General features: G+C 59.6%; 15 protein-coding genes. 8 read left to right on the top strand and 7 right to left on the bottom strand.

Annotated features, from left to right (window positions below):
* Window positions 1-41 precede the first annotated feature (41 nt).
* On the top strand, window positions 42-323 hold the full coding sequence (locus tag ACIX8_RS23830; RefSeq protein ID WP_014267966.1) for a hypothetical protein: 282 nt from the start codon (window positions 42-44) through the stop codon (window positions 321-323).
* Here the strand turns inward: ACIX8_RS23830 and ACIX8_RS23825 are convergent.
* On the bottom strand, window positions 320-571 hold the full coding sequence (locus ACIX8_RS23825) for a hypothetical protein (protein WP_014267965.1): 252 nt from the start codon (window positions 569-571) through the stop codon (window positions 320-322). The genes ACIX8_RS23830 and ACIX8_RS23825 overlap by 4 nt on opposite strands.
* Window positions 558-845, bottom strand: a complete 288-nt coding sequence (locus ACIX8_RS23820) for a BrnT family toxin (protein WP_014267964.1) — start codon at window positions 843-845, stop codon at window positions 558-560. Before ACIX8_RS23820 ends, ACIX8_RS23825 begins: the two co-directional genes overlap by 14 nt.
* Before the next feature lie 78 nt (window positions 846-923).
* On the opposite strand from ACIX8_RS23820, the gene ACIX8_RS23815 reads away from it, so the two are divergent.
* A complete protein-coding gene (locus ACIX8_RS23815; RefSeq protein ID WP_014267963.1) occupies window positions 924-2,039 on the top strand; it encodes a Gfo/Idh/MocA family protein in 1,116 nt (371 codons plus the stop codon).
* A 431-nt stretch (window positions 2,040-2,470) separates the two neighbouring features.
* Here ACIX8_RS23815 and der read toward each other — a convergent pair whose 3' ends face one another.
* Complete coding sequence (gene der, locus ACIX8_RS23810) at window positions 2,471-4,366, bottom strand: ribosome biogenesis GTPase Der (protein ID WP_014267962.1); 1,896 nt, start codon at window positions 4,364-4,366, stop codon at window positions 2,471-2,473.
* A 573-nt stretch (window positions 4,367-4,939) separates the two neighbouring features.
* Window positions 4,940-7,678: a TonB-dependent receptor gene (locus tag ACIX8_RS23805; protein ID WP_014267961.1), complete on the bottom strand. Its 2,739-nt coding sequence runs from the start codon at window positions 7,676-7,678 to the stop codon at window positions 4,940-4,942.
* 501 nt (window positions 7,679-8,179) lie between these two features.
* Here ACIX8_RS23805 and ACIX8_RS23800 point away from each other — a divergent pair.
* The 4 genes from ACIX8_RS23800 to ACIX8_RS23785 all read left to right on the top strand — a co-directional run bounded on the left by ACIX8_RS23800 (window position 8,180) and on the right by ACIX8_RS23785 (window position 11,811).
* Complete coding sequence (locus ACIX8_RS23800) at window positions 8,180-10,261, top strand: ATP-dependent DNA helicase (protein ID WP_014267960.1); 2,082 nt, start codon at window positions 8,180-8,182, stop codon at window positions 10,259-10,261.
* 91 nt (window positions 10,262-10,352) lie between these two features.
* Entirely contained in the window at window positions 10,353-10,601 is a 249-nt protein-coding gene (locus tag ACIX8_RS23795; RefSeq protein ID WP_014267959.1) for a hypothetical protein, read from the top strand.
* A gap of 47 nt (window positions 10,602-10,648) precedes the next feature.
* Window positions 10,649-11,026, top strand: a complete 378-nt coding sequence (gene queD / locus ACIX8_RS23790; protein ID WP_014267958.1) for a 6-carboxytetrahydropterin synthase QueD — start codon at window positions 10,649-10,651, stop codon at window positions 11,024-11,026.
* 101 nt (window positions 11,027-11,127) lie between these two features.
* Window positions 11,128-11,811 carry a radical SAM protein gene (locus ACIX8_RS23785; protein WP_014267957.1) on the top strand — a complete coding sequence of 228 codons (684 nt, stop codon included), beginning with the start codon at window positions 11,128-11,130 and terminating at the stop codon, window positions 11,809-11,811.
* A 221-nt stretch (window positions 11,812-12,032) separates the two neighbouring features.
* Here the strand turns inward: ACIX8_RS23785 and ACIX8_RS26065 are convergent, their stop codons facing one another.
* From ACIX8_RS26065 to ACIX8_RS23770, 3 genes are all read right to left on the bottom strand, one after another.
* The gene (locus ACIX8_RS26065; protein WP_014267956.1) at window positions 12,033-12,401 is read right to left on the bottom strand and encodes a hypothetical protein; all 369 of its coding nucleotides are present in this window, start codon (window positions 12,399-12,401) and stop codon (window positions 12,033-12,035) included.
* A gap of 118 nt (window positions 12,402-12,519) precedes the next feature.
* The gene (locus ACIX8_RS23775) at window positions 12,520-13,956 is read right to left on the bottom strand and encodes a sodium:solute symporter family protein (RefSeq protein WP_014267955.1); all 1,437 of its coding nucleotides are present in this window, start codon (window positions 13,954-13,956) and stop codon (window positions 12,520-12,522) included.
* 325 nt (window positions 13,957-14,281) lie between these two features.
* Window positions 14,282-16,861 (bottom strand): M1 family metallopeptidase, encoded by a 2,580-nt coding sequence (locus ACIX8_RS23770; RefSeq protein WP_223295426.1) that lies wholly within the window; start codon window positions 16,859-16,861, stop codon window positions 14,282-14,284.
* Window positions 16,862-17,042: 181 nt separating this feature from the next.
* Here ACIX8_RS23770 and ACIX8_RS23765 point away from each other — a divergent pair, with 181 nt between their 5' ends.
* Complete coding sequence (locus ACIX8_RS23765; RefSeq protein WP_014267953.1) at window positions 17,043-18,929, top strand: M61 family metallopeptidase; 1,887 nt, start codon at window positions 17,043-17,045, stop codon at window positions 18,927-18,929.
* 382 nt (window positions 18,930-19,311) lie between these two features.
* Window positions 19,312-21,225, top strand: a complete 1,914-nt coding sequence (locus tag ACIX8_RS23760; RefSeq protein ID WP_014267952.1) for an ankyrin repeat domain-containing protein — start codon at window positions 19,312-19,314, stop codon at window positions 21,223-21,225.
* Window positions 21,226-21,244 lie beyond the last annotated feature (19 nt).

Here is a 21,244-nt window from a genome sequence, read left to right as displayed (position 1 = left end):
CTTTCTACCATCGCCTGCCTGCATAATAGGGCGTGGCTCTCATGAAACGGATTCTGCTTAGAACGCTTGTAGGACTGCTGATCATTGCGGCCTTGTCGTATCCCGTCGACTGGGCGGTCTGGAAGTTGCGCGTCTCCCACGGCAACGGAATGGGCAAGGTTCAGGTGATCAGCGTCGTTGCGGCGGAGATGAAGAACAACAAAGAGGAGTATTACCTGGGAGACGTTAACGTGGTGGATTGCAGCTACTCTCTATTTCCGCAGGCAGGCAGTGGGGCGTGCTGGTGGTTGCAGCGGCATCGCCAGGTGGTAGACCGGTACTAGCTGGCCAGGGCGGTAGATCTTTTAGGGGTAGAGCGAGAAGCTGGTTTCGTAGTTCGTTCCGCTATCTTCTTCAAGCTGCGGAGCGCCTCATTGACGGCTTCGGAGTCTGGAAAAGTTTCAAGGAGATCTGGAGCGATAAGAACAACATTCGTTCCCTGTTGCATGCGGCCATGGTGCTTCCCGCGAACGCCCTTGCTGAAATCCAGAGCCGGTCGAGGAGCGAGGGGATCGAGTTCACGTTTCTTCATACTGTTTTCTCTCCGTTGCAGTGGCAAGACGAGCCCCGATGATACGGATGCTGGAGACAGTGTCAGTGTAAACGACAAAAAGCAGACGTTGCCGCGAAGACATTCCAACCGTGATGAAGCGGAGTTCGTCGTTCGAGCGTTGATCATCTGGAAGTGTGGAGGAGAGCGCATCGTCGAAAACCGTCATTGCTTCTGCAAATGAAACACCATGCTTCTCCAGGTTGCTGGCCGCTTTGGCCGCGTCGAACTCGAATATCTGCCGGGGAGGTTTCATCTTTCAACTCCAGATAGTACGGCAGATTCAGGAACAGTTCTAAGATAGAAACAATTTCGCTGTACCAAAGGAAACGCCGTGAAGCTTTCGTTCGTCCGTTGCGCACTCCTCGTCCTTGTAACAACATTCCTCTCCCAGGCAGTCCACGCACAGGCTGCTCCTGTGCGAGTTGCCATCGTCGGCCTGGTGCATGGTCATGCGCAGGGCTTGTTTGGCCCGCTGTCCAAGGACAAGAACGTTCAACTCGTAGGCATCGCCGAACCCAACACCGCCGTTGCGGCTCAGTACGAAAAAGAGTTTCACCTGGACCACGCCCTCTTCTATACCGATACCGAGGCCATGCTTAACGCCGTGCATCCGCAGGCCGTGCTGGTGTACACAACGATCCTCGACCATCGCAAGGTGATTGAACTGGCCGCGCGCCACGGTGTCAGCTCGATGGTGGAGAAGCCGCTCGCCACCACGGTGGCCGATGCGCTCGCCATTCGCAAGGCTGCGGCCGAGCACCATGTGCAGGTGCTGGTGAACTATGAGACGACCTGGTACGCCAGCAACCAGGAGGCTTACAACGAAGTGGTCTCAGGCAAGCTGGGCGACGTGCGCAAGGTCGTCATCCATGATGGGCACTTTGGGCCGAAGGAGATCGGCGTCGGTCCGGAGTGGCTGCCGTGGCTTACCGATCCGGTCCAGAACGGTGCGGGAGCCCTGTTCGACTTCGGCTGCTACGGCGCGGACCTGATGACGCAGATGATGCACGGCAAGGCCCCGCTCAGCGTCACCGCCGTGGCCCAGACCGACAAGCCTGATATCTATCCGAAGGTCGACGACGATGCGACGATCATTCTGCGTTACCCCCGCGCGCAGGCTGTGCTGATGCCCTCGTGGAATTGGCCCTTCAGCCGCAAGGACATGGAGGTCTATGGAGCGACCGGTTATGCCATCACGGTAGCCTCCGACGAGATGCGCGTCCGCTATGCGCATGAGCAGAAAGAGTCGACGATGACGGCTCCCCCGCTTACGCCGGAGCGGCAGAACTCGATGGACTATCTGGCTGCGGTGTTGCGCGGAGAGATCAAGCCGGATGGAGATCTTTCGGCGCTCGACACCAACATGATCGTGGTGCAGATTCTCGACGCGGCCCGCGAGTCGGCGAAAACCGGACGCACGGTGACGCTGCAGCCGTTGCCGAACTGAGCTGCCTGAAGGAATGTCAGGGGATAGGCTGTAATCGAGGAATGATCTTCGTTCGATAGACCTACCCCAAATTTGTCATCTCGACCGAAGGCGGCGCTTTTGCCGCCGAAGTGGAGAGACCTGCAGTTTGCTCGCACAGGCAATATTGCTAGTGCGAGCAAACTGCAGGTCTCTCCACTTCGCATGACGATAAAGCTATCGCTCGGGTCGAGATGACAAGTTTTGGGTAATGCGTGCAAGAAGCAATCGCAGTTTCCAAATCATTGAGGGTTGAAAGCCCGATATATCTCGTCTGCATTAGCGAGATATATCGAGCTTTCAACCCTCGGTTTCGTTGTGGACCTAGTACCTGGGGCTCGCGCCCCAGGCTGGGATATATCGCCGCTTCGGGGCTGAAACCATGTCGCCTTTGGAGTTTGGGTATGTAATCGCTACTCTTCTTTTTTCTTCTTATTCCTCGCCTTCACTTTGAACCAGATCGGCGACCCGATGAACTTGAAGGTGTCGCGAATCTCGTTGGCGAGGAAGCGCTCGTAGCTGAAGTGCAGCTTCACATCTCGATCGGTGAAGAGCACGAATGTGGGCGGTGCCACCGCGGCCTGCGTCATGTAATAGATCCTGACGCGCTTTGCCATGGGAACCGACGCCCGCTGGAAGTCGATCTTGTCCAGGAAGCGGTTCATCGATCCGGTCGAGACGCGCTTGCGGCGTTCGCGAGCTACCAGTTCTACCTTCTTGAAGACCTGCTCGATGCCCTGGGATTCCGAGGCCGAGACGAACAATAACGGTGCGTAGTCGAGATACTTCAGCGAGTCCCGCACCTGCTGTTCGTAGACCTTCTGGTCCGCGGGTGGTTTGCCGTCGAGCAGCCGCTTGCCGTCGGGGCCGACCTCGGTCATCAGATCCCACTTGTTCACGATGATGATGACGCTGCGTCCGCTCTCATGCGCATAGCCTCCGATGTTCGCGTCGGCAGCGGCAACGCCTTCGGCGGCGTCGATCACCAGCAGCGCCACGTCGGCGGCCTCGAGATGCTTGCGGCTCATGATGACGCTGAGCTTTTCAGCGAGCAGCTTTGTCTTGCCCTTGCGCCGGATGCCTGCGGTGTCGATGAAGCGGAAGTCATGGCCTTCTCGTGTGACTACCTCGTCCACGGCATCGCGCGTCGTTCCGGCGATAGGCGAGACAATGGCGCGGTCCGATCCGGTGAGCGCGTTCAACAGCGTGCTCTTGCCGACGTTCGGGCGACCGATGATGGCTATCTTCGTCTCGCGGGAGATGTGTTCGCCGTGCGAACGCAATCTGCGGCCCGGTTTGGACTCTTCGTCAGGAGCGTCCTGTGCGCCGGGCAGAGGATCGCCGCCGCCGTCCATGTCCTCTTCGAACTCTTCTTCGAAGCCTTCCATCGCCTCTTCGGGCTCTTCCGCGACGAACTCCGGCGGCAGCGCCGCCCATACCTCGTCGAGTAGATCGCCGATGCCTGCGGCATGTTCGGCGGAGATGGGCAGCACGTTCCTGAAGCCCAGGCGGCGAAAGTTCTCCGCGCCGGCCTCCAGTTCTGGGGTATCCATCTTGTTGACGGCCAGGAAGATCGGCTTGCCGCCGCGCAGCAGAAGACGGGCCAGTTCGATGTCGGGCGCGGCCAGTTCCGTGCGTCCGTCGACGACCATGATGATCACGTCCGCTTCTTCGAGGCCGACCTTGGCCTGGCGGAAGATCTCGGCGGGAATGAGCGCTTCGTCGTCGGGGATGACGCCGCCGGTGTCGACGAGGCGCACATCGCGCCCAGCCCACTCGACCTCGCCGTAGATGCGGTCGCGCGTAATGCCCGGCTCGTCGCCGACGATGGAGCGCCGCGTCTGGGTGAGGCGGTTGAAGAGCGTCGACTTGCCGACGTTGGGCCGGCCGCAGATCGCAACCAACGGCAGCCGGGTGGGCTCATGATGCCTGTCGGCAACGAGCGTAAGCTCCGTCGCCAGGGCTTCGGCCTCACGCCATTCGCGCTTTTCCGCGGCATCGGGATCGAGCGGCTTCTTGATCGCACGAACGCGTGGGGGTGCCTGCCTCTCGCTCGCGTGGCCACGCTGCTCGCCACTGGCGTCGCGAGGGCTGATAACGACGTGCCGTTCTTTTTCCGGACTGCGAGTCGGCGTCTTCGCGGCCTTGGTGGCTGCGGCCTTCTTCGCCGCAATCTCCTTGCGCTTCTTCGGCGAAACCGCGCCGGTTGTCGCCGTCGCCCTGGGAGCGGTCTTGCCCAGCTTCGGCCGAGTGCTCGCCTGCCGGTGCTTCTTGCCTAATCTTTTTTTCTGTTCGCGTTTCGGTGCCATGGTGCCTGTCCTCCGCGCCACAGCGCATCCTTCATTATAAGAACGATACGCATCCTCTGCGTTCATGGCGTTTTTATGGCGGGGATTCAGCGGTCTGTCTTCATGCAGGAGGGGAGTTGTCACCCGTTTTCTAATAACGGACGACGACATCGATGCAATGAAGCGCAGAGTTCCAGACAGTCACGGGTACAAGCCCCGAAGGGGCGGTATATCCCAGCCCAGGGTGGTGACGCAAAGCGCCCCACAAGCATTCGCATCGCGCTCTGCGTCAAGGGTGGAGGCGGCTGGCGAGCGCTTTTGCTCGCCGGGTCGCCGGAGCCCTGGGTTATGGCTCCCAGAAGAAGGTAGAGCCCTGAAGGGGCGACCTATTGTGTTGTGGAGCCACGATAGGTCGCCCCTTCAGGGCTCAACTTCCTTTATGACTTGACCCAGGGTTCCGGCACCGCAGCGAGCAAAAAACGCTCGCTACGGATGCCTCCACCCTGGGCTGGGATATGCCGCCCCTTCGGGGCTTGTACCCGTGGTACTTCACACGCCATAACCCTGAGCGCACTATCCAAACACATAGGTGCGTCAAAAGCTATACCGCACTCCACCTTCAACGCGGCGGCCATTGTCGGCTGCATAGGGCACTCCGAATTGCGGGGAGCCCAGCACTCCACCCACCTGCGTCACGTTGGTATGGTTCAGCAGGTTGGACGATCGGATGTTCACCTGCAGGGTCTGCTGATGTTCTGCCTTCGGGTTGTGCGTCAGTGTAAAGGTGCGCTCCAGGTTCGAATCGAGATAGAACGTCCAGGGCATCGTGCCCTTGTTGCGCGGGAAGACGCCCTTGCCTCCCGAGGCCACCAACAGGCCATAAGGGGTAGAGATGGCACCCGGCGTTCCCGGAGCGGCGTACTGTGGACGGTCGTTGAAGTTGCCGTCGCCGTTGTTGTCGAAGCCGGTGGTGATGTTGTAGGGTGCGTCGCCGGAGGCATTGAAGTTGCCGCTGAGTTGGATCTTCTCCGGCAACGAGAATGTGGCGTTGCCAAAGACGTTCCACAGGCCGTTCCCTGTGGAACGGGCGTACTCTCCGGCGTTGGAGCCAGTGGTCTGCGGGGTGGAAAATTCGCTGTTTCCATTGTTTGAGTTGCCATCGTTGTCGTCGATGATCTGCACGCGGACTGCGCCCATGAAGAGCTGCACATGCTTGAGTGAATGTTGCTCCAGTCCGGCAAACTCGACGTTGCCGTAGCCGCGGCCGGTGCCCTGCATCTGCAGCACATTCAGATTGGCTGCGCCGGGGCGTGGTCCGGTGGGTGAGTTGTTCAGCGGAGAGTTGATGTTCTCCGAGCGCGTAGCGTGCCATATCTGCGCTATGTGATAGTCGCCGGAGAGGTTCCAGCCGTGGGGCAGCGTATGCGTGAAGCCGATGTTCTCAATGCTGTAGAAGGTATTGGGGAAGCTGGGAGCGACGGTGCGGATGGAATGGATGGGCGTGGCGCCATTGAAGGGATTGCACGTCGCCGGGTTGAAGATGCCGGTGCAGGTGGGGTTGTAGATCGTGCTGGTGACGCGCTGGACGCCGTCCATGCGCAGAATCTCGGCATAGGTATGGGCGAAGAAACGGTCGGCGAAGAGACCGGCGTGGCTGTGCAGAGTCCAGGTGGACTTCTTGTCCGGAGACCACGCGACGCCGAGACGCGGCGTGAGGCTATCGACCACCTTAGGGTCGGTCTGGGTGTAGTAGCGTACGCCGTAAGCGATATGCAGGTTGGGGCGGACCTTCCAGTCGTCCTGGAAGAAGGGGGCAAAGCGGGTCTGGACGAGATCGACCTCGGGGTTGCCGGCCACATTGGAGTAGTCGGTGGGCGAGCCGTTGGGCTGACCGCTCAACGCCAGTGAGTATTGCTGGAGGCCGGTGAGCGCTACGGCCTGGCCCGGAACAGTGCCGCCGCCGAAGGTGTAGGTTCCATTGAAGTTCGTGGTGAGGCGCAGATGTTCGTCGAGGATCTCGGCCTGGAAGCCGAACTTCATCAGGTGATTGGTGGTGGTGAGGATGACGTCGTCGTCGCCTTCGATATCCAGTTCGTGATCGCGTACCGGACCGGCGGTTGAGCCTCCTCCGGTGAAGGCGCCGGCTACCTGCACCTGCGGAGCGGTAGAGTTCGGGGCGTCGTTATTGCCATCCCACTCGATACCCAGGCGCGCCTCGTGCATGAGTTTAGGGGAGATGGTGGTGACGTCGGTGAAGCGCAGGGTATGGTCGTACTTCTCCTGGTCATAGCCGGTCTCGGCGAGCGAGGCGCCTCCGACGCCGACGTTCTCGAGATGGTTCAAATAGGAGTTGAAGGTGGCAATGAAGGTGTTTTTGGGCCCAAGCTGCCAGTCCGTGCGCGCGGTGCCGACCCAGAGGCGCTGCGGTGCGGCAACGTTCTGAACGATGCTGGACTGATTGCCTGCGCCATCGATGGTGACGGCATTCACAACGGCGAAGTTGTCGATGCTGCGATGTTCGAGCGTCATGCTGAAGTCGCTACCCTTCCTGAAGATGGGGCCGGTGAACTCGAAGCCATAGCGCTGTTTACCGAGAGAAGCCTTACTGGTAGAAAACGGATCGCGGGCGTTCATCCAGGGGCTTCCGTTGGTGGCGAAGAGCGCCCCGTGATAAGCGCTCAGGCCGGGCTTGGTGTAGACCTCGATGTGGCCGCCGCCAAACGGCGGCGAGCGATACTCGGCGGAGAAGAGGTCGGGGTTGACCTTGATGTAGGCAATGGAACTCTTGGGCGGAAGGGTGGTATTGCCGTCGCCGCCGCCCTGGAAGCCGTCGATGCTGATGGTGGAGTTGCCCGGGCTGCCGCCGCCGGCCGCGGCCATCTGCTGCAACTCGCGCAGAAGATCGTCGGGGTCGTCGGCGAGGGACTGCAGGCGTTTGCCGGAGAGGGTCTGTGAAGGGCCGGCGGACGTAACGCTGACACTGGGCCCGCCGTCTGCGCTTACATCGACCTCGCTCTCAACGGCTTCCGGTTTCAACACGAAATCCACCTGCCCCCCGTGGGGGGTGGTGAGCGTGAGGTCACGCTTCTCAAAGCCTTCAACGTTTACGGATAGACGATGCGAACCATCGCCGATACAGGTAAAGCGAAAGCTGCCGTCGGAGCCGCTCTCAGCATTCTGGTTGCCATCCAGAGTAATCATCGCGCCGGGAATGAGCGCAAGCGTGCTGTCGCGCACGATACCGGTGAGAGTCGTTCCGTGGCAGACCGTTTCCGCAAAGGCGTGCGAGAACGCAAGCGCCGCAAAGCTCGCGGCGAAAAATAATTTTTTCATGTGACCCCATCACCTGCGGCAACGTGCCGTGCGGCGGACGCAGCACGGCCGAAGACCTGCAGTGTATCTGGGTCTCTACGCTGGAAGGCTTCTTAAAGTTCCCTGGGCCGAATGTGAATCCGAAAGGTGACGTTCGATCGCAGGTTCCTGTGGATAATCAATGTTGCCATTGCTGCTGTCGTTGTCTTTGTTCCTGCCTTTCTGGTTGTCATTCCGAGCGTAGCGAGAAACCTGCTGTCTCCCGCTCTTCGTTCGTATCACCTGGAAGTATGTGAGCTAAAACGGTGGATCGGTTTGAACGAACGACGCATAACCCTTGTAGTAGTACTGGCAAAAAACGGGAGACAGCAGGTTTCTCGCTACGCTCGGAATGACAACCAGAAAGGCAACTGCAAAGCAAAGGCAACCCTGCTTGGTCAAGCCTTGTGAAGGCTTTGGAATTCATCTTTTGGGGGTCTCGGAAGCATGGCGAAGAAACGGCGATTATCATCAACGTAGTCGATGCCCTCCGCCACTCCACTTCCCGCGATGCACGAAGCTCTGCCGGAGCAGAAGCTTCCATCGCTGTATGACTTCTTCCATCCCGGCGGATTGCTGGCGAAATCTTCGCTTGCCTTCGAGCATCGCCCCGGCCAGTACCTGATGGCGAAGACCATCGAGCAGTGCTTTGCCGACCGTCGACACCTCATCGCCGAGGCCGGCACGGGTACCGGCAAGACGCTCGCCTACCTGCTGCCCGCGTTGCGGCGGGCCCGCGAGCAGAAGCAGCGCATCATCATCTCGACCGGAACGAAGAACCTCCAGGAACAGCTCTACTTCAAGGACATCCCGTTCCTCGAATCGCTGCTCGGGCCGCTGAAGGTCTGCTACATGAAGGGCCGCGCGAACTACCTCTGCAAGCAGAAGCTCTACGCGTTGCGCGACAATCCCATCCTCAGCGGGCTGGAGGAGATCGACCAGTTCCACCACATCCTGAAGTGGGAGCGCACCACCGAGACCGGTGACCGCTCCGAGATCGACGCGCTGCCCGAGCAGTCGCCACTGTGGCACAAGCTCGACGCGCGTAGCGAGGTCTGCCTCGGGCAGTCGTGCCCCAACTGGGAGCCGTGCTTCGTCACCGGCATGCGGCGCAAGGCGCTGGAGTCGGACATCGTCATCGTCAATCACCATCTCTTCTTCGCCGACCTCAGCATCAAGCAGCAGGCCGCGGGCGCGCCGGACGCGGGGATTCTGCCCGAGGCCGCGGCGGTGATCTTCGACGAGGCGCATGAGCTGGAAGACGTAGCCTCGCAGTACTTTGGCATCGCTCTGTCAAATGCGCGTTTTGACGAGCTGGCTCGCGATACGGAGTCGATGCTGCGCGCCAAGGGCGTGAGTACGAGCGCGATCGAAAGCGCGACACAGACCATCCGCGAACGGTCGAAGCTCTTCTTCGGCTCGCTGCCTGCGGGGCCGTCGCACCTGGGGCGGCTGGAGTTTATCGACCGGGCAGACTTTCTGGAGTCGCGCGGCGATGCCTATCTTGGCGCGTCGAACGCGCTGCAGCGGCTTGAAGGCGAACTGGAACGTTTGCGCGAGGTAGAAGAGGCCGCGGGTCTGCGCAAGCGTGCGGCGGACATCCGCCACCATATGAAATTTCTGCTCGAGTCTGAAGATCCGAACACAGTCTTCTGGATCGAGCGCCGCGCCACCAGCGGCCTGCGTAATGCTGCTCGCAATGCACGCCTCGTCGAGCCCTCGCAGGCACCGCCTCCGCAGGCCTTCAGCACGCATCTCCAGGCCACGCCGATCGACGTCTCCACGCTGCTGGCCGAGACGCTTTTTACGCACTATCCGAGCGTCATTCTTACTTCGGCGACGCTCACGGTTGCCGGGGCAGACGGCGTGCCGAGCTTCGCGCATCTCAAAAAACGCCTCGGCATTCCCTTTCCCAAAGAGCTTGTCGTGCCCTCGCACTTCGACTACGCGAAGCAGGCGCTTCTCTACCTTCCGCCGACGATGCCCGATCCGCGCCATGCGGACTTCATCGCACAGGCCACGGAGAAGACCCGCCGCGTGCTGGAGATCTCGCGCGGCCGCGCCTTCTGCCTCTTCACCAGCTACGCGCAGATGCGCGAGATGCACGAGCGCCTGCTGGCGCAACTGCCCTACCCGCTGCTGATGCAGGGCAGCGCGCCGCGCCACGTGTTGCTGCAGCAGTTTCGCGAGACGCCGAACGCCGTGCTCTTCGGTACGTCGTCGTTCTGGCAGGGCATCGATGTGCAGGGCGAGCAGTTGAGCTGCGTCATCATCGACAAGCTGCCGTTCGCCGTGCCCACCGACCCGATCATGAAGGCTCGCACGGATGCGATCACCGCTGCCGGCGGCAATGCTTTCAACGACCTGCAGGTTCCGCAGGCGGTTATCGCGCTTAAGCAGGGTTTTGGACGGCTGATTCGTTCGCTGTCGGACCGCGGGGTGCTGATGCTGCTTGATCCGCGCATCCGCACGACGCGCTATGGCGCGACCTTTCTCGACTCGCTGCCGCCGTATCGGCGGACGGAGGAGATCGGCGAGGTGGAGAAGTTCTTCGAGGCTTTGTAGCCTTTTTCGTCGTTTGTTTTTCGCAGCAACGACGACATCTGTGCCGAAGCTCGCGCCCCACTTCCTCTAGACTAAAAGCGGAGCCATTCACTTGGGACGCAACCTCTACATTCTCGCAGCCACCCTCGGCGTTCTCGCGCTGGTCTGCGGCATTTTGTCGTTCACCAACATCGCGCAACAGCCCGGTTCGCCCGGCGATATCCGGCTCTGGCGCACCATGGGGCTCGGATTGCTGGTAGTCGCGCTGGCTGTGGCGCTGGGGGGGATTCTGTCGTCGCTCATTGAGCAGGCCGAGCGCCGTGATGCGGAACAGCGCCAGCAAAAGCGCCGCCACCGGTAGAATGGTTGATGGCGCTCAATCGCGCCTCGATTGGAGCTGCACCCATAATGTTTGAAGTTACGGTACAGGCCGGGTTCTCCTCGGGCCACTACCTTCGCAACTATCACGGCAAATGCGAAAACCCACACGGCCACAACTACCGCGTGTTCGTCACCCTCGTCGGCTCGGAGCTCGATGAGGCCGGCATGCTGCTCGACTTCAAGCTGCTGAAGCAGGTCCTGCGCCCGACGGTCGAGTACCTGGACCACCAGATGATCAACGACCTCGAGCCCTTTACGACGCTCAACCCGTCGGCTGAAAATCTTGCGCGGTATTTCTTCGAGCAGACTGCCAGCCAGCTCCTCAACATGGCACAGGGCCGGGTGCGGGTGAAGGATTGCACCGTCTACGAGACGGACACCAGCTTCGCGCGGTACTACGAATAGCGATAGATTTTCGTTGTTGTCTTTAGCTTTTGCTTTTCCTGTTGTCATTCCCGAAGGGAATCTGCTTCCGGCCCGCTGTGGCAAGTGATCCAAGGAACCCCATGCATCTCATCGAACTCTACAAATCGGTCCAGGGCGAGAGCTCTTTCGCGGGCGTTCCGTGTATCTTCGTGCGTCTGGCCGGCTGCAATCTGCGCTGTGCGTGGTGCGACTCCGAGTACACCTTTACCGGCGGCAAGCCCTTCACGACCGACGAGATCGTCGCGCAGATCGAAGCGCTGCAGCCCTGCCCTCTGATCGAGTTCACCGGCGGTGAGCCGATGTTGCAGCAAAAAGAGCTGCTGCCGTTGATGCAGCGGCTGCTCGACGCCAATTACACCTTGATGATGGAGACCAGCGGCGAGCGCCCCCTGGCCGATGTGCCAAAGGCCGTGCACAAGATCGTCGATGTAAAGTGCCCGGGCGCGGGTTCGGCGGCCAACTCGTTCCACATGGCGAATCTCGACGCGCTCACCCCCCACGACGAGGTGAAGTTCGTGCTGAGCAACCGCGCGGACTACGAGTTTGCGCGCGACTTTATCCGTACGCACGCCCTGGAGACGACGTGCGGCAGCATTCTGCTTTCGCCCGCATTCAGCAAGGCTCCGAGCGAGCTGCGTACGACGGATAATGCCACGCTCGATCCGCGTTTTGTGGTGGAGTGGATGCTGGCCGATGGCCTGCCCGCGCGTCTGAGCCTGCAGATTCACAAATACATCTGGGAGCCGCGCAAGAAGGGCGTGTAGCTGCTTCGTTTGTTTTATCGTTTTGACTCATCTATACCTTGTCATCTCGACCGAAGGCGCGCTTTTGCGCCGAAGTGGAGAGACCCGCAGTTTGTTTGCCCAGGCAATATCGTTTGCGCAAACAAACTGCGGGTCTCTCCACTTCGCATGACATGAAGCCGTCATGCTTCGGTCGAGATGACAAGATTTGGGGTGGAGCGAACTAGACCCCGAGCGAGAAACTACGCAGCCTGCTTCTCTGCGACGGCGTCCTCGTCATCGTGCTCGGCGACGGCGTCGTCTTCATCCTCATCTTCGTCGTCAGTGTCCTCGTCTTCGTCCTCATCTTCATCGTCTTCATCTTCATCTTCATCTTCGTCTTCGTCGTCCTCTTCGTCATCCTCATCCTCGGCGACTTCGGTCTCGTCTTCGTCTTCGAAGTCGTCCTCATCTTCCTCGGCGCCTGCGACGTTGAGGTTTTCGCTGGAGGCGAAGGCTGCGGCGTCCGATCCCGCAAAGCGTGGATCGTTTTCGAAGGTTGCGGTTGCATCATCGCCGGTCAGGGGGCGAAGGGTGGTAGCGCTATCTGTAGCAAGGTTGGTGTATGCCATGCGTTTCTCTCCTTGGTGGCAGGAGTCTTTCCCACCTGCCGCCATTAGATACCGAGAGCCTCGTTTCGGTGGCTTCCGCAAGGCACATTTGATGAGCTATTAACGCAGGTCTTTAGGATCAACTGGCGAAGGGCGCCAGTTGCTGTTCGCTGGGCCGTTTTGTCGCCAGGCTTACGGCAAACAGGCAGATTAGCGAGGCCACCAACGCAGGCAGAATGGCATCGCGCGCGGCGATTACCGGCGGCAGATGCGGCGTCAGCGAGTCCCACGCGACAGTGACCACGGTTCCGGCTGCGATGCTGGCCACCGCACCTGCCGCCGTCGCCCGTTTCCAGAAGAAGGCCGCCAGGATCACCGGCGTCAGCGCCGCTGAATAGATGGTGTAGGCATAGAGCGACTTCTTCAGCACCGAGGTCGTGCCCAGCGACTGATAGAGCGCCCAGAGGCCCAGAGCTACGACCATCAAACGGGATACCAGCAGGATCTGCTTGTTCGAGGCGTCGCGCTTGATGTAACGCGCGAACACATCGTTCACGAGATTGGTCGCAGGCGAAAATAGATAGTTGTTCGCCGTCGAAACCACCTTCGCAAAGATCGCTCCGACCAGCAGGGCTCCGAGTACTGCGAGCGCTTTAGAGCCACCGAAGCCATGAATAGCCGTGTAGGCAAGAATCTCGCGCGGACGGTCATGCACCTCGCCTGTGCGATATAGCGCCGAACCCACGACCGCAATCGCTACGATGATCGTCTCCAGAATGACCGTGCCGACGATCCATCCGCTCACCGCGCGGGTTGCGTCCTTCTCGCTCTTGGCGGAGAAGAACTTCTGGTACATCGACTGGTTGCCAAGCATCAGCAGGCAGGTTGGCAAAAACAACTCCAGCGCATTGATCGGGGTGAGATCGCCGAATACCTGGAAGTGCGTCGCAGGCAGCGTTGCGCGAACTCCCTTCCATCCTCCCGCCAAGTGAACCAGCACCGGCAGCGCGGCAAGCATCGTGAACGTCGCCAGCAGTCCGATCACTACGTCCATGTAGGCGACGGAGCCCATGCCCGCAATCGCCGTGAACACGATCACGAAGCCCGCCAGGATGTACTGTCCCTGTACGGCTGTGACGGAGGGAAAGATGAGGTGCACGATATCGCCGCCGCCGATGAACTGGTAGCTGGTGATGGCCGTGTAGGTGAACAGCACGGCGATGACGCCGAGCACGCGTGCCGTCTGGTTGTAGCGCGATTCCAGCAGGTCGGGAATGGTGAACTGCGCGAACTTCCGGGCGCGTGGCGCGATGAAGTAGATCAGCAGCAGCCCGGCCCATCCGCCGCCGCCCTGCCAGAGCGCGGCGAAGCCATGCCTGTAGGCGTTCTCCGCGCCACCGAGCAGAGAGCCGGAGCCGATCCAACTGGAGAGCAGCGTAAATACCAGCACAAACGCCGGCAGGGAGCGCCCCGCGACGAGATAGTCGGCCTTGGTTTTTACTTTGCCCAGACGTGCCAGCGAGACGCTGAGCAGTGTGACCACAATGATGCCGAGAACGATCGCGTAAAGATTCATGTACGTGCGCCAATTCTAACGGAGAGGCGTGGCCGTAGTCTGCGATCGTGCTACACCGAAGGCGCCTAACCCTGCCTTCGTTCTCGAGCTGCCGCTCTTACAGCAGTTTCGGCTTAGGTCTTTAGAGCATTTTCCCTGTTGCGGGGAATCTGGAAGCGGGCGTGCAGTGGCGTTTTCATTGGGGAAAACGCCCATAAAAATCGAGGCACCGCTCTACACCTACAGGGGAAATGCTCTAACGGCGCGAAAGCCGTGTGTGAGGTCCTCCCACGGAGACCTCCCACACGGCTTTCGGCAGAACGAGTCCATTCGAACCGCTCCAGGGTTACGGCACGTTGGTAGCAAGCCAGTTCTTCAGGTTAGCCTCCTGAGAATCGTGCAGTTCGATGCAGTCGTTGATCTGGTCCACGGCACGCTGGAGCGAACGATTGGACGAGGGGACAGGATGCGAAGCAAAGAAGCTTTTCACCTCATCGCGGTGTGTCGCATCGCAGAACGCCCCGGTCGAGCCGACTACATAGGCTCCGGACGCCGTGGTGAACTGGGCCTTCACCTTGTCCCAGTTCTGTTGAACGTACTGCCATGTCTGCACCCGCGACATGCGCTTTTGCAGCTCGATCGCAAGCAGTATCCAGGAATCCTGATTGCGGACCTGGCCGGAGGTAGCATAGTCCAGGGTGCGCGTGACCAGCTCGGGATCCTTGAAGTAGGCGAGCAGGTGGAGCGCCTGTTCGCTCATCTGTGGGTTTTGCGTATTCTTGCTGGCCTGCAGAACGTGTTCATAGAAGGCCGCATCGCCATTTGTCGCAGCAACAGCTGTGGCGGCCTGGAACAGCGTTGGATCGACCGAGGTCGGGTCCTTCATGAACTCGCCGACCAGTTCACGAGATTGAGTGATGATGGCCTCGTCTTTCGCACCGCCAAGCAGGCCGAACAACTGAGCCCGAAGTTGTTTTTTGTCCGGCGAATCGGACGGAGATGGCACGCCGAGGGTTTCATAAAGGGGCAGATAGGTTGTGCGGATCCAGCTTGCCAGCTTGTCGCGGTCTGCATCGTCTGCGATGCGTTCCCGGATGGAGCCCACCGAGCCGAGCGCTGAAGCCTGGACGCCGGAGTCCTGGTCCTTGCCGATCGCTGTAACGAGGTCGAGAAAATCACCGACCTTGACCTTGCCTGCGCGAACGAGAGCCCACTGGTTGTCGAGCATGACAATGCGCTCCGGAGCCGTAAGTCCGGTCTCTGCGTGTGCGACCAGCCTGGCATAGTCTGCCGGAGCATAGACGGTTCGGTAGTAGCCCTTCGCCGCCGCGTTTGCAAACAGATAGGGCGCGGCAGGCACGTTGAGGGTGCTGGTGGACTTTGCGCCAAGAAGTTCGCAGGTGGGAGCGCCTGCGGTCTTGAAGCAGACAGGAAGTGTCCAGGTCTCGCCGGTTGTGTCCTTCATGCTTGAGGAGAGGTAGAAGCGTTGCTGTCTGACCTCCGTTTTGCCTCCGGCTGCGACGGAGAACTCGAGCAAAGGTACGCCGGGCTGGGCGATGAGGCTCTCCATGATCTTGTCCACAGGCTTGTGGCTGTTCGCAGTCTGCGCATTCCAGAAGTCCTCTGCGGTGGCGTTGCCGAACATATGCGCCTGCAGGTAGTTGTGTACACCCTGGCGGAAAGTCTCTTCGCCGATATAGTTCTCAACCATGGCGAGTACACCTCCCGCCTTGCCGTAGCTGAGCTCGTCGCCCTGCTGATTGATCTCGTCGGGTGTGTCTGCCTTGGAACGAATGGTGCGTGTTACGCGGCCCGCATCGTAGTTGAGTGCGCCGTCGAGTTCCTCTGCGGCAGCCTGCGGAATGTTCCACTCGGAGTTCAAGGCATTGACCGGCTTATGCTCCAACCAGGTCGCAAAGCCCTCGTTGAGCCAGAGATTGTCCCACCACTGCATGGTCACCATATCGCCGAACCACTGGTGCGCCATCTCGTGCGCGATGACTGCAGCAACCTGGGCTTTCTGCCCCTCGGTTGCGGTCTGCGGGTCGATGAGAATGGCCGTCTCACGATAAGTGATGGCGCCGAAGTTCTCCATGGCGCCTGCTTCGAAGTCGGGTATGCCGATCATGTCCAGCTTGGGCATCGGATACTTGATGCCGAAGTAGGTGTCGTAATAGTGCAGGACGAACTCGGCCGTTTTGACCGCGAACTGAAGCTGGCCCAATTTGTCCGGCGTGGCACAGGCACGAATTGGAATGCCATCGGCGGAGCCGGTCTGGCACTCGAAGTCTCCGACCAGGAACGCGACGAGATAGGTGGACATCTTCGGCGTACGCGCGAAGGTGATCGTGTGCTTCTCTGCGCCCTGGGGCGTATCGGAGACGACGTTAGTGTTCGAGATGACGTTGTCGCCCTTATCCACGGAGAGTGAGATATCGAAAGTGGCCTTCATGGCCGGTTCATCGAAGCTGGGGAAGGCGCGCCGTGCGTCGGTGGCTTCAAGCTGCGTGACGGCATAGTTGCGCTTGTCGCTCTTGGAAAGATAGAACCCATGAAGCTCGTTGTTCAGAATGCCGTCGTAACTGATCTTAAGATGCGCTTGCCCGGCCGGTACGGTGGACGGAAAAGCTAAGGTCGCCTGTTGGTCCTTCTCGTTGAGGCTGACGGTGCCGGGCAGCGTCTGGCCGCCGGCGATTACGCTGACAGTTCCGAACCTGATCTCGATGGCATTGAGCGTAATCGCTGTCGCAGGTTGCGCCAGCGTGATATCGATCGTCTCTTCGCCGTGAAAGGTAGCTGCATGGAGGTCTGGTGTAAGTGCCAGCGTGTAGTGTGAGGGCAGGACTTTTGTGGAAAGACGCTGAGCTTGTGCGGTGAGGACCGCCATCGAAAGACAGGCGGCGGCAAGAAGTGTTTTCTGTAACAATTGAAGCCCTCATGAAGAACGATTTAATGATGTATCTCCATGAGACGCGGTGTGTCAGTAACCGTCAACTTTACCGGTCGTGCACAGTGCCGGCACCTGTCTCTCCAGCCGCGACTATTCCCATTCCTCGCGCGTATCTTTAATCATCTGCTTGCGCAGCACCTCTTCAGGAGTTCCACAAATGTCCCTGTTCCGCCTTGTTCCCCTAGCCGCTCTCTGCGGCTGTGCTGTCGTTGCCTCGGCCCAGACGGCGCCCATCGCACTCGCTGTCGATCTCACCGACGCCCCTCGCAAGATCCTTCACGCCACCGAGACCATCCCCGTACAGCCCGGCCCGATGACGCTGGTCTATCCGAAGTGGATTCCCGGCGAGCACGCTCCGGATGGCCCCATCGATAACCAGGCGGGCTTTGTCATTACGGCTAATGGTCAGCCCGTGAAGTGGGAGCGCGACAAGGTGGATATGTACGCGTATCACATCACCGTTCCCGCAGGAGCAGCCAGTCTCGACATCAAAATGGATTTTCTTGTGACCGCCGCTGCGTCGGGCTTCTCTGCAGGAGCCAGCACCAGCGCCAACCTCGCGCTACTGAGCTGGAACGAGATGCTGGTTTATCCGGATGGAGCCAAGGCCTCCGACGTGATGATTACGCCGTCCATCAAGGTTCCCAGCGGCTGGAACTTCGGCACTGCGCTGGAGGCTACCTCGAAGCCGCAAGGCAACGACGTCGGCTTCAAGACCGTCTCCCTTGAGCAGCTCATCGATTCTCCCGTCCTTGCGGGCCGCTGGTTCCGTGAGATTCCGCTGGCTCCTGAGGTCAGTCCCAAGCACTTCCTCGATCTCGCCGGAGACGGCCCGGAGGATATCGATCTCTCTCAGGAGCACATCGACCAGTTCTCCAAGCTCGTTCGCGAGACCGGCGCGCTCTACAAGTCGCGCCACTATGCCAGCTATCACTTCCTCGTCACGCTCAGCGATCAGGTTTCTCACTTTGGACTGGAGCATCACCAGTCCTCCGACGATCGCGTTGGAGAAAAGACCTTCGTGGACGACAACCAGTTCATCGCCAACGGACTGCTGCTGCCGCATGAGTTCACGCACTCGTGGAACGGCAAGTATCGCCGTCCTGCAGGCCTGGCCACAGACAACTATCAGAAGCCGATGGAGGGTGATCTGCTCTGGGTCTATGAAGGTCTCACTGAGTATCTTGGCGATATCCTCGCTGCGCGCTGCGGCATCTGGGCACCGTCGGTCTATCGCGACCGCCTGGCCACGGTCGCCGGTTATCTCAACGATGCTCGTCCCGGCCGCACCTGGCGCGATTTGCAGGACACCGCGACCATGGCGCAGGTGCTCTACTATACCGGCGGGCCCTACGATAACTACCGCCGCGATACGGACTATTACGATGAGGGCGAACTGCTCTGGCTCGAAATCGACCTCACCATTCGCGAGAAGACCAACGGAAAGAAAAACATCGACGACTTCACGGCGGCTTTTCACGGCTTCGGCGGCAACACCGGACCGAAGGTCGTTCCCTACACGTTTGAGGATGTGGTGGCAGGCCTGAACGCCGTTGTGCCGAACGACTGGGCGGGCTTCCTGCATCAGCGTCTGGACTCGAACGAGTTCCATGCGCCGGAGGTTGCAGGCATCGCCGCACTGAGCGGCTACAAGCTCACCTACACCGACAAGCAGAACTACTGGGAGCAGTTGATGGAGTCACAGACCGGCATGGTGTACGCTCAGTTCTCGCTGGGCCTGCAGGTGGGTGGCGATGGCCGCGTGGGAGACGTGATCGTCGGCAGCCTTGCGGACAAGGCCGGTTTCGGCCCCGGCATGCATATTCTTGCGGTCAACGGACGTGCCTTCACGGGCGGCCTGCTGCATGCCGCCATCAAGGAAGCCACAGGCAAGGGCCCTTCGATTGAGTTCATCGTAGAAAACACGGGGTACTACAAGGTGATCCGCCTCGACTATCACGATGGCGAGAAGTACCCACAGATGGAGCGCGTCAGCGGTACACCGGCACGGATGGATGACATCCTGCAACCGATGACGAAGTAGTTTGCTCTGCTGTTGTTGCTTGTTTTTCGTCGTCATCCTGAAGCGTAGCTGAAGGACCCCCGCATCTAGGGCTGCCACTTATATCTCCGGAGAGTAAGGAGAGCGCGGCCAGTGGGTGCCTGTATAGGTGGTTAGCTCTAGCTGGCATCGTGCAGAATGCGGGGGTCCTTCGCCGTTGGCTCAGGATGACGGCGAAAAACAAGCAACGGCAACAACAAAGCTAACTCGCGCCAACGGCTGCATTGCCAAAGCTACATTTGAGCTATCACTCAAAGAGCGGGAATAAACAGAGAGAGAAGTTGTTCTTCATACGGCGGGCCTTTGGTTCAAAGTCGAAGTGATTTTTTAGATCCATGTCTAGCGCCGGAACGGTGGAACTCTTTTGCGGCAATCTCTCTCGAAGTTTCAACATTGTGCACTGCTTTTTCTGGCCGTGCTTGCACCCTCTGCGTTTGCCGAACTCCCTGATCATGGCACCACCGAACAAGTTCTGCGTGCCATCCACCAGACAACGGATCTATTGGAGACCAGTCGCAATGCATGGGTTCCGCAGGCCTATTGTTATAGCTGCCATCACGAAGCCATGCAGTTTCGCGTGGACCGTATTGCCGCGGAGCATGGGCTTTCCGTGGATCGAAGCGCGGAGAACGAGCATCTTCGAAGAGCCGTAGGTCAGCCGCAGGCCCGCTTCCATGACATCCCCTTGTTTGGGGTGGATGCGACTGCACGAGGACAGCAGCTGATCGATCCTGCTTTGCTTCCCGGCATCGCGCTTATATCGATGCATGACCTCGGAGTGCCTTCAAGCACCTCTTTTGAGGCGACGGCGCAGATGCTGGTAAAGCTGCAAAGACCAGAGGGATATTGGGCGACGACGGATGCCAGGCCCCCACAGATCGCGAGCCGGTTCACTCAGACTGCCTTTGCGATGGAAGCCATCAACGACTATCTCCCGGAGCAGGCTGCCGCAGAGAAGCGCGCAGTATTGGCCAGGGCAAAGCACTGGCTGCTGACGACTCCGCCACGGGACAACGAAGACAGAGCCATGCAACTCTTCGGGTTGAAGTCAGCGGGAGCCACTAAGAAAGAGATTGAGCCGATTGCAAAGCTCTTGATCAACGAACAGAGGCAGGACGGCGGATGGGCTCAATTGAAGACTCGGGAGAGCGACGCCTACGCGACAGGAAAGATTCTGGTCGCGCTCAATGAGGCGGGCGCCCTGCGCACAAGCGATCCTGTGTACCGCAGAGGAGTCGCCTACCTGCTCAGGACTCAAGCCCCGGACGGAAGCTGGCATGTGAAGACGCGACTCCTGTCACCCGCAGAGCTGAGCCCCCCACCCTTCGATTTCAAACTGCCCTACGATGACGACTACATCATCTCGTACTTCGGCACGGGATGGGCCGACCAGGCACTGATGCTCACACTTCCTCGTATTCCAAGGCCTGAGAAGATCTATGACGCGGCAAAGTTCAAGTATGGTCTGATCGACGAAGTGCAGCAGCCCGCGTGGGTTGAGACGGTACTCTTCGGAACGACAGCCGACCTGCAGCATCTTCTCGACAACGGCTTGAGCGCCAATGCAACAACGCCGGGTGGAGCCTCTCTGCTGCAGGTAGCAGCCACCGATCTCGACAAGACACGGCTTTTGCTTGCGCGTGGAGCGGATGTGAACTATCGCACCAAGAACGGTTTCAGCGCTCTTTCGGCTGCCGCCAGCGCCCGCGGGACGATTGAGGTCGTACGCTACCTGCTCGACCATGGAGCCAAGATCGAACGGCCGGAAAAGACTGACAAAGGAGATGTAGATACATCGGTGCCTACGCCTCTGTTCCTGGCCGTAGGAACAGGTGAGATCGAAACCGCCAGGCTGCTGATCCAGCACGGAGACGCACTCGAAAGCATCGTCAGCAACATCAAAGGAAAAACCTCTCTCACCAATGCCATCGACATGGGAGACGCGCCGATGGTGCGGTTCCTGATTGAATCGGGAGCCAATATCCAGGGAGACAAGCTGCAATCCGAAGCTCTACAGCATGCAGTTCTGGCGGACTATCCGGACGTCCTCTCTGTGTTGATCGAGAAAAACTTCAACGTGAATGCCGCTGATGAGTACGGGATGACTGCCTTACACTATGCTGCCATGACAGACTATGGCGACACGGAGATGATCCGGAAGCTGCTGGCGGCTGGAGCGAAGAGAGACCTTAAAGACAAAGAGGGTGAGACCCCCGAACAGGCTGCGGCACGACTGCACCTCACTCAACTGGCCGATGCCCTGAGGAGTACGCGGTAATGGTGAGTCACTAGGTCAT

It is taken from the genome of Granulicella mallensis MP5ACTX8 (genome assembly GCF_000178955.2).
Classification (GTDB): Bacteria; Acidobacteriota; Terriglobia; order Terriglobales; family Acidobacteriaceae; genus Granulicella; species Granulicella mallensis.
Note: the sequence above shows the minus strand (reverse complement) of the source record. Positions and strands in the feature narration are given on the sequence as shown.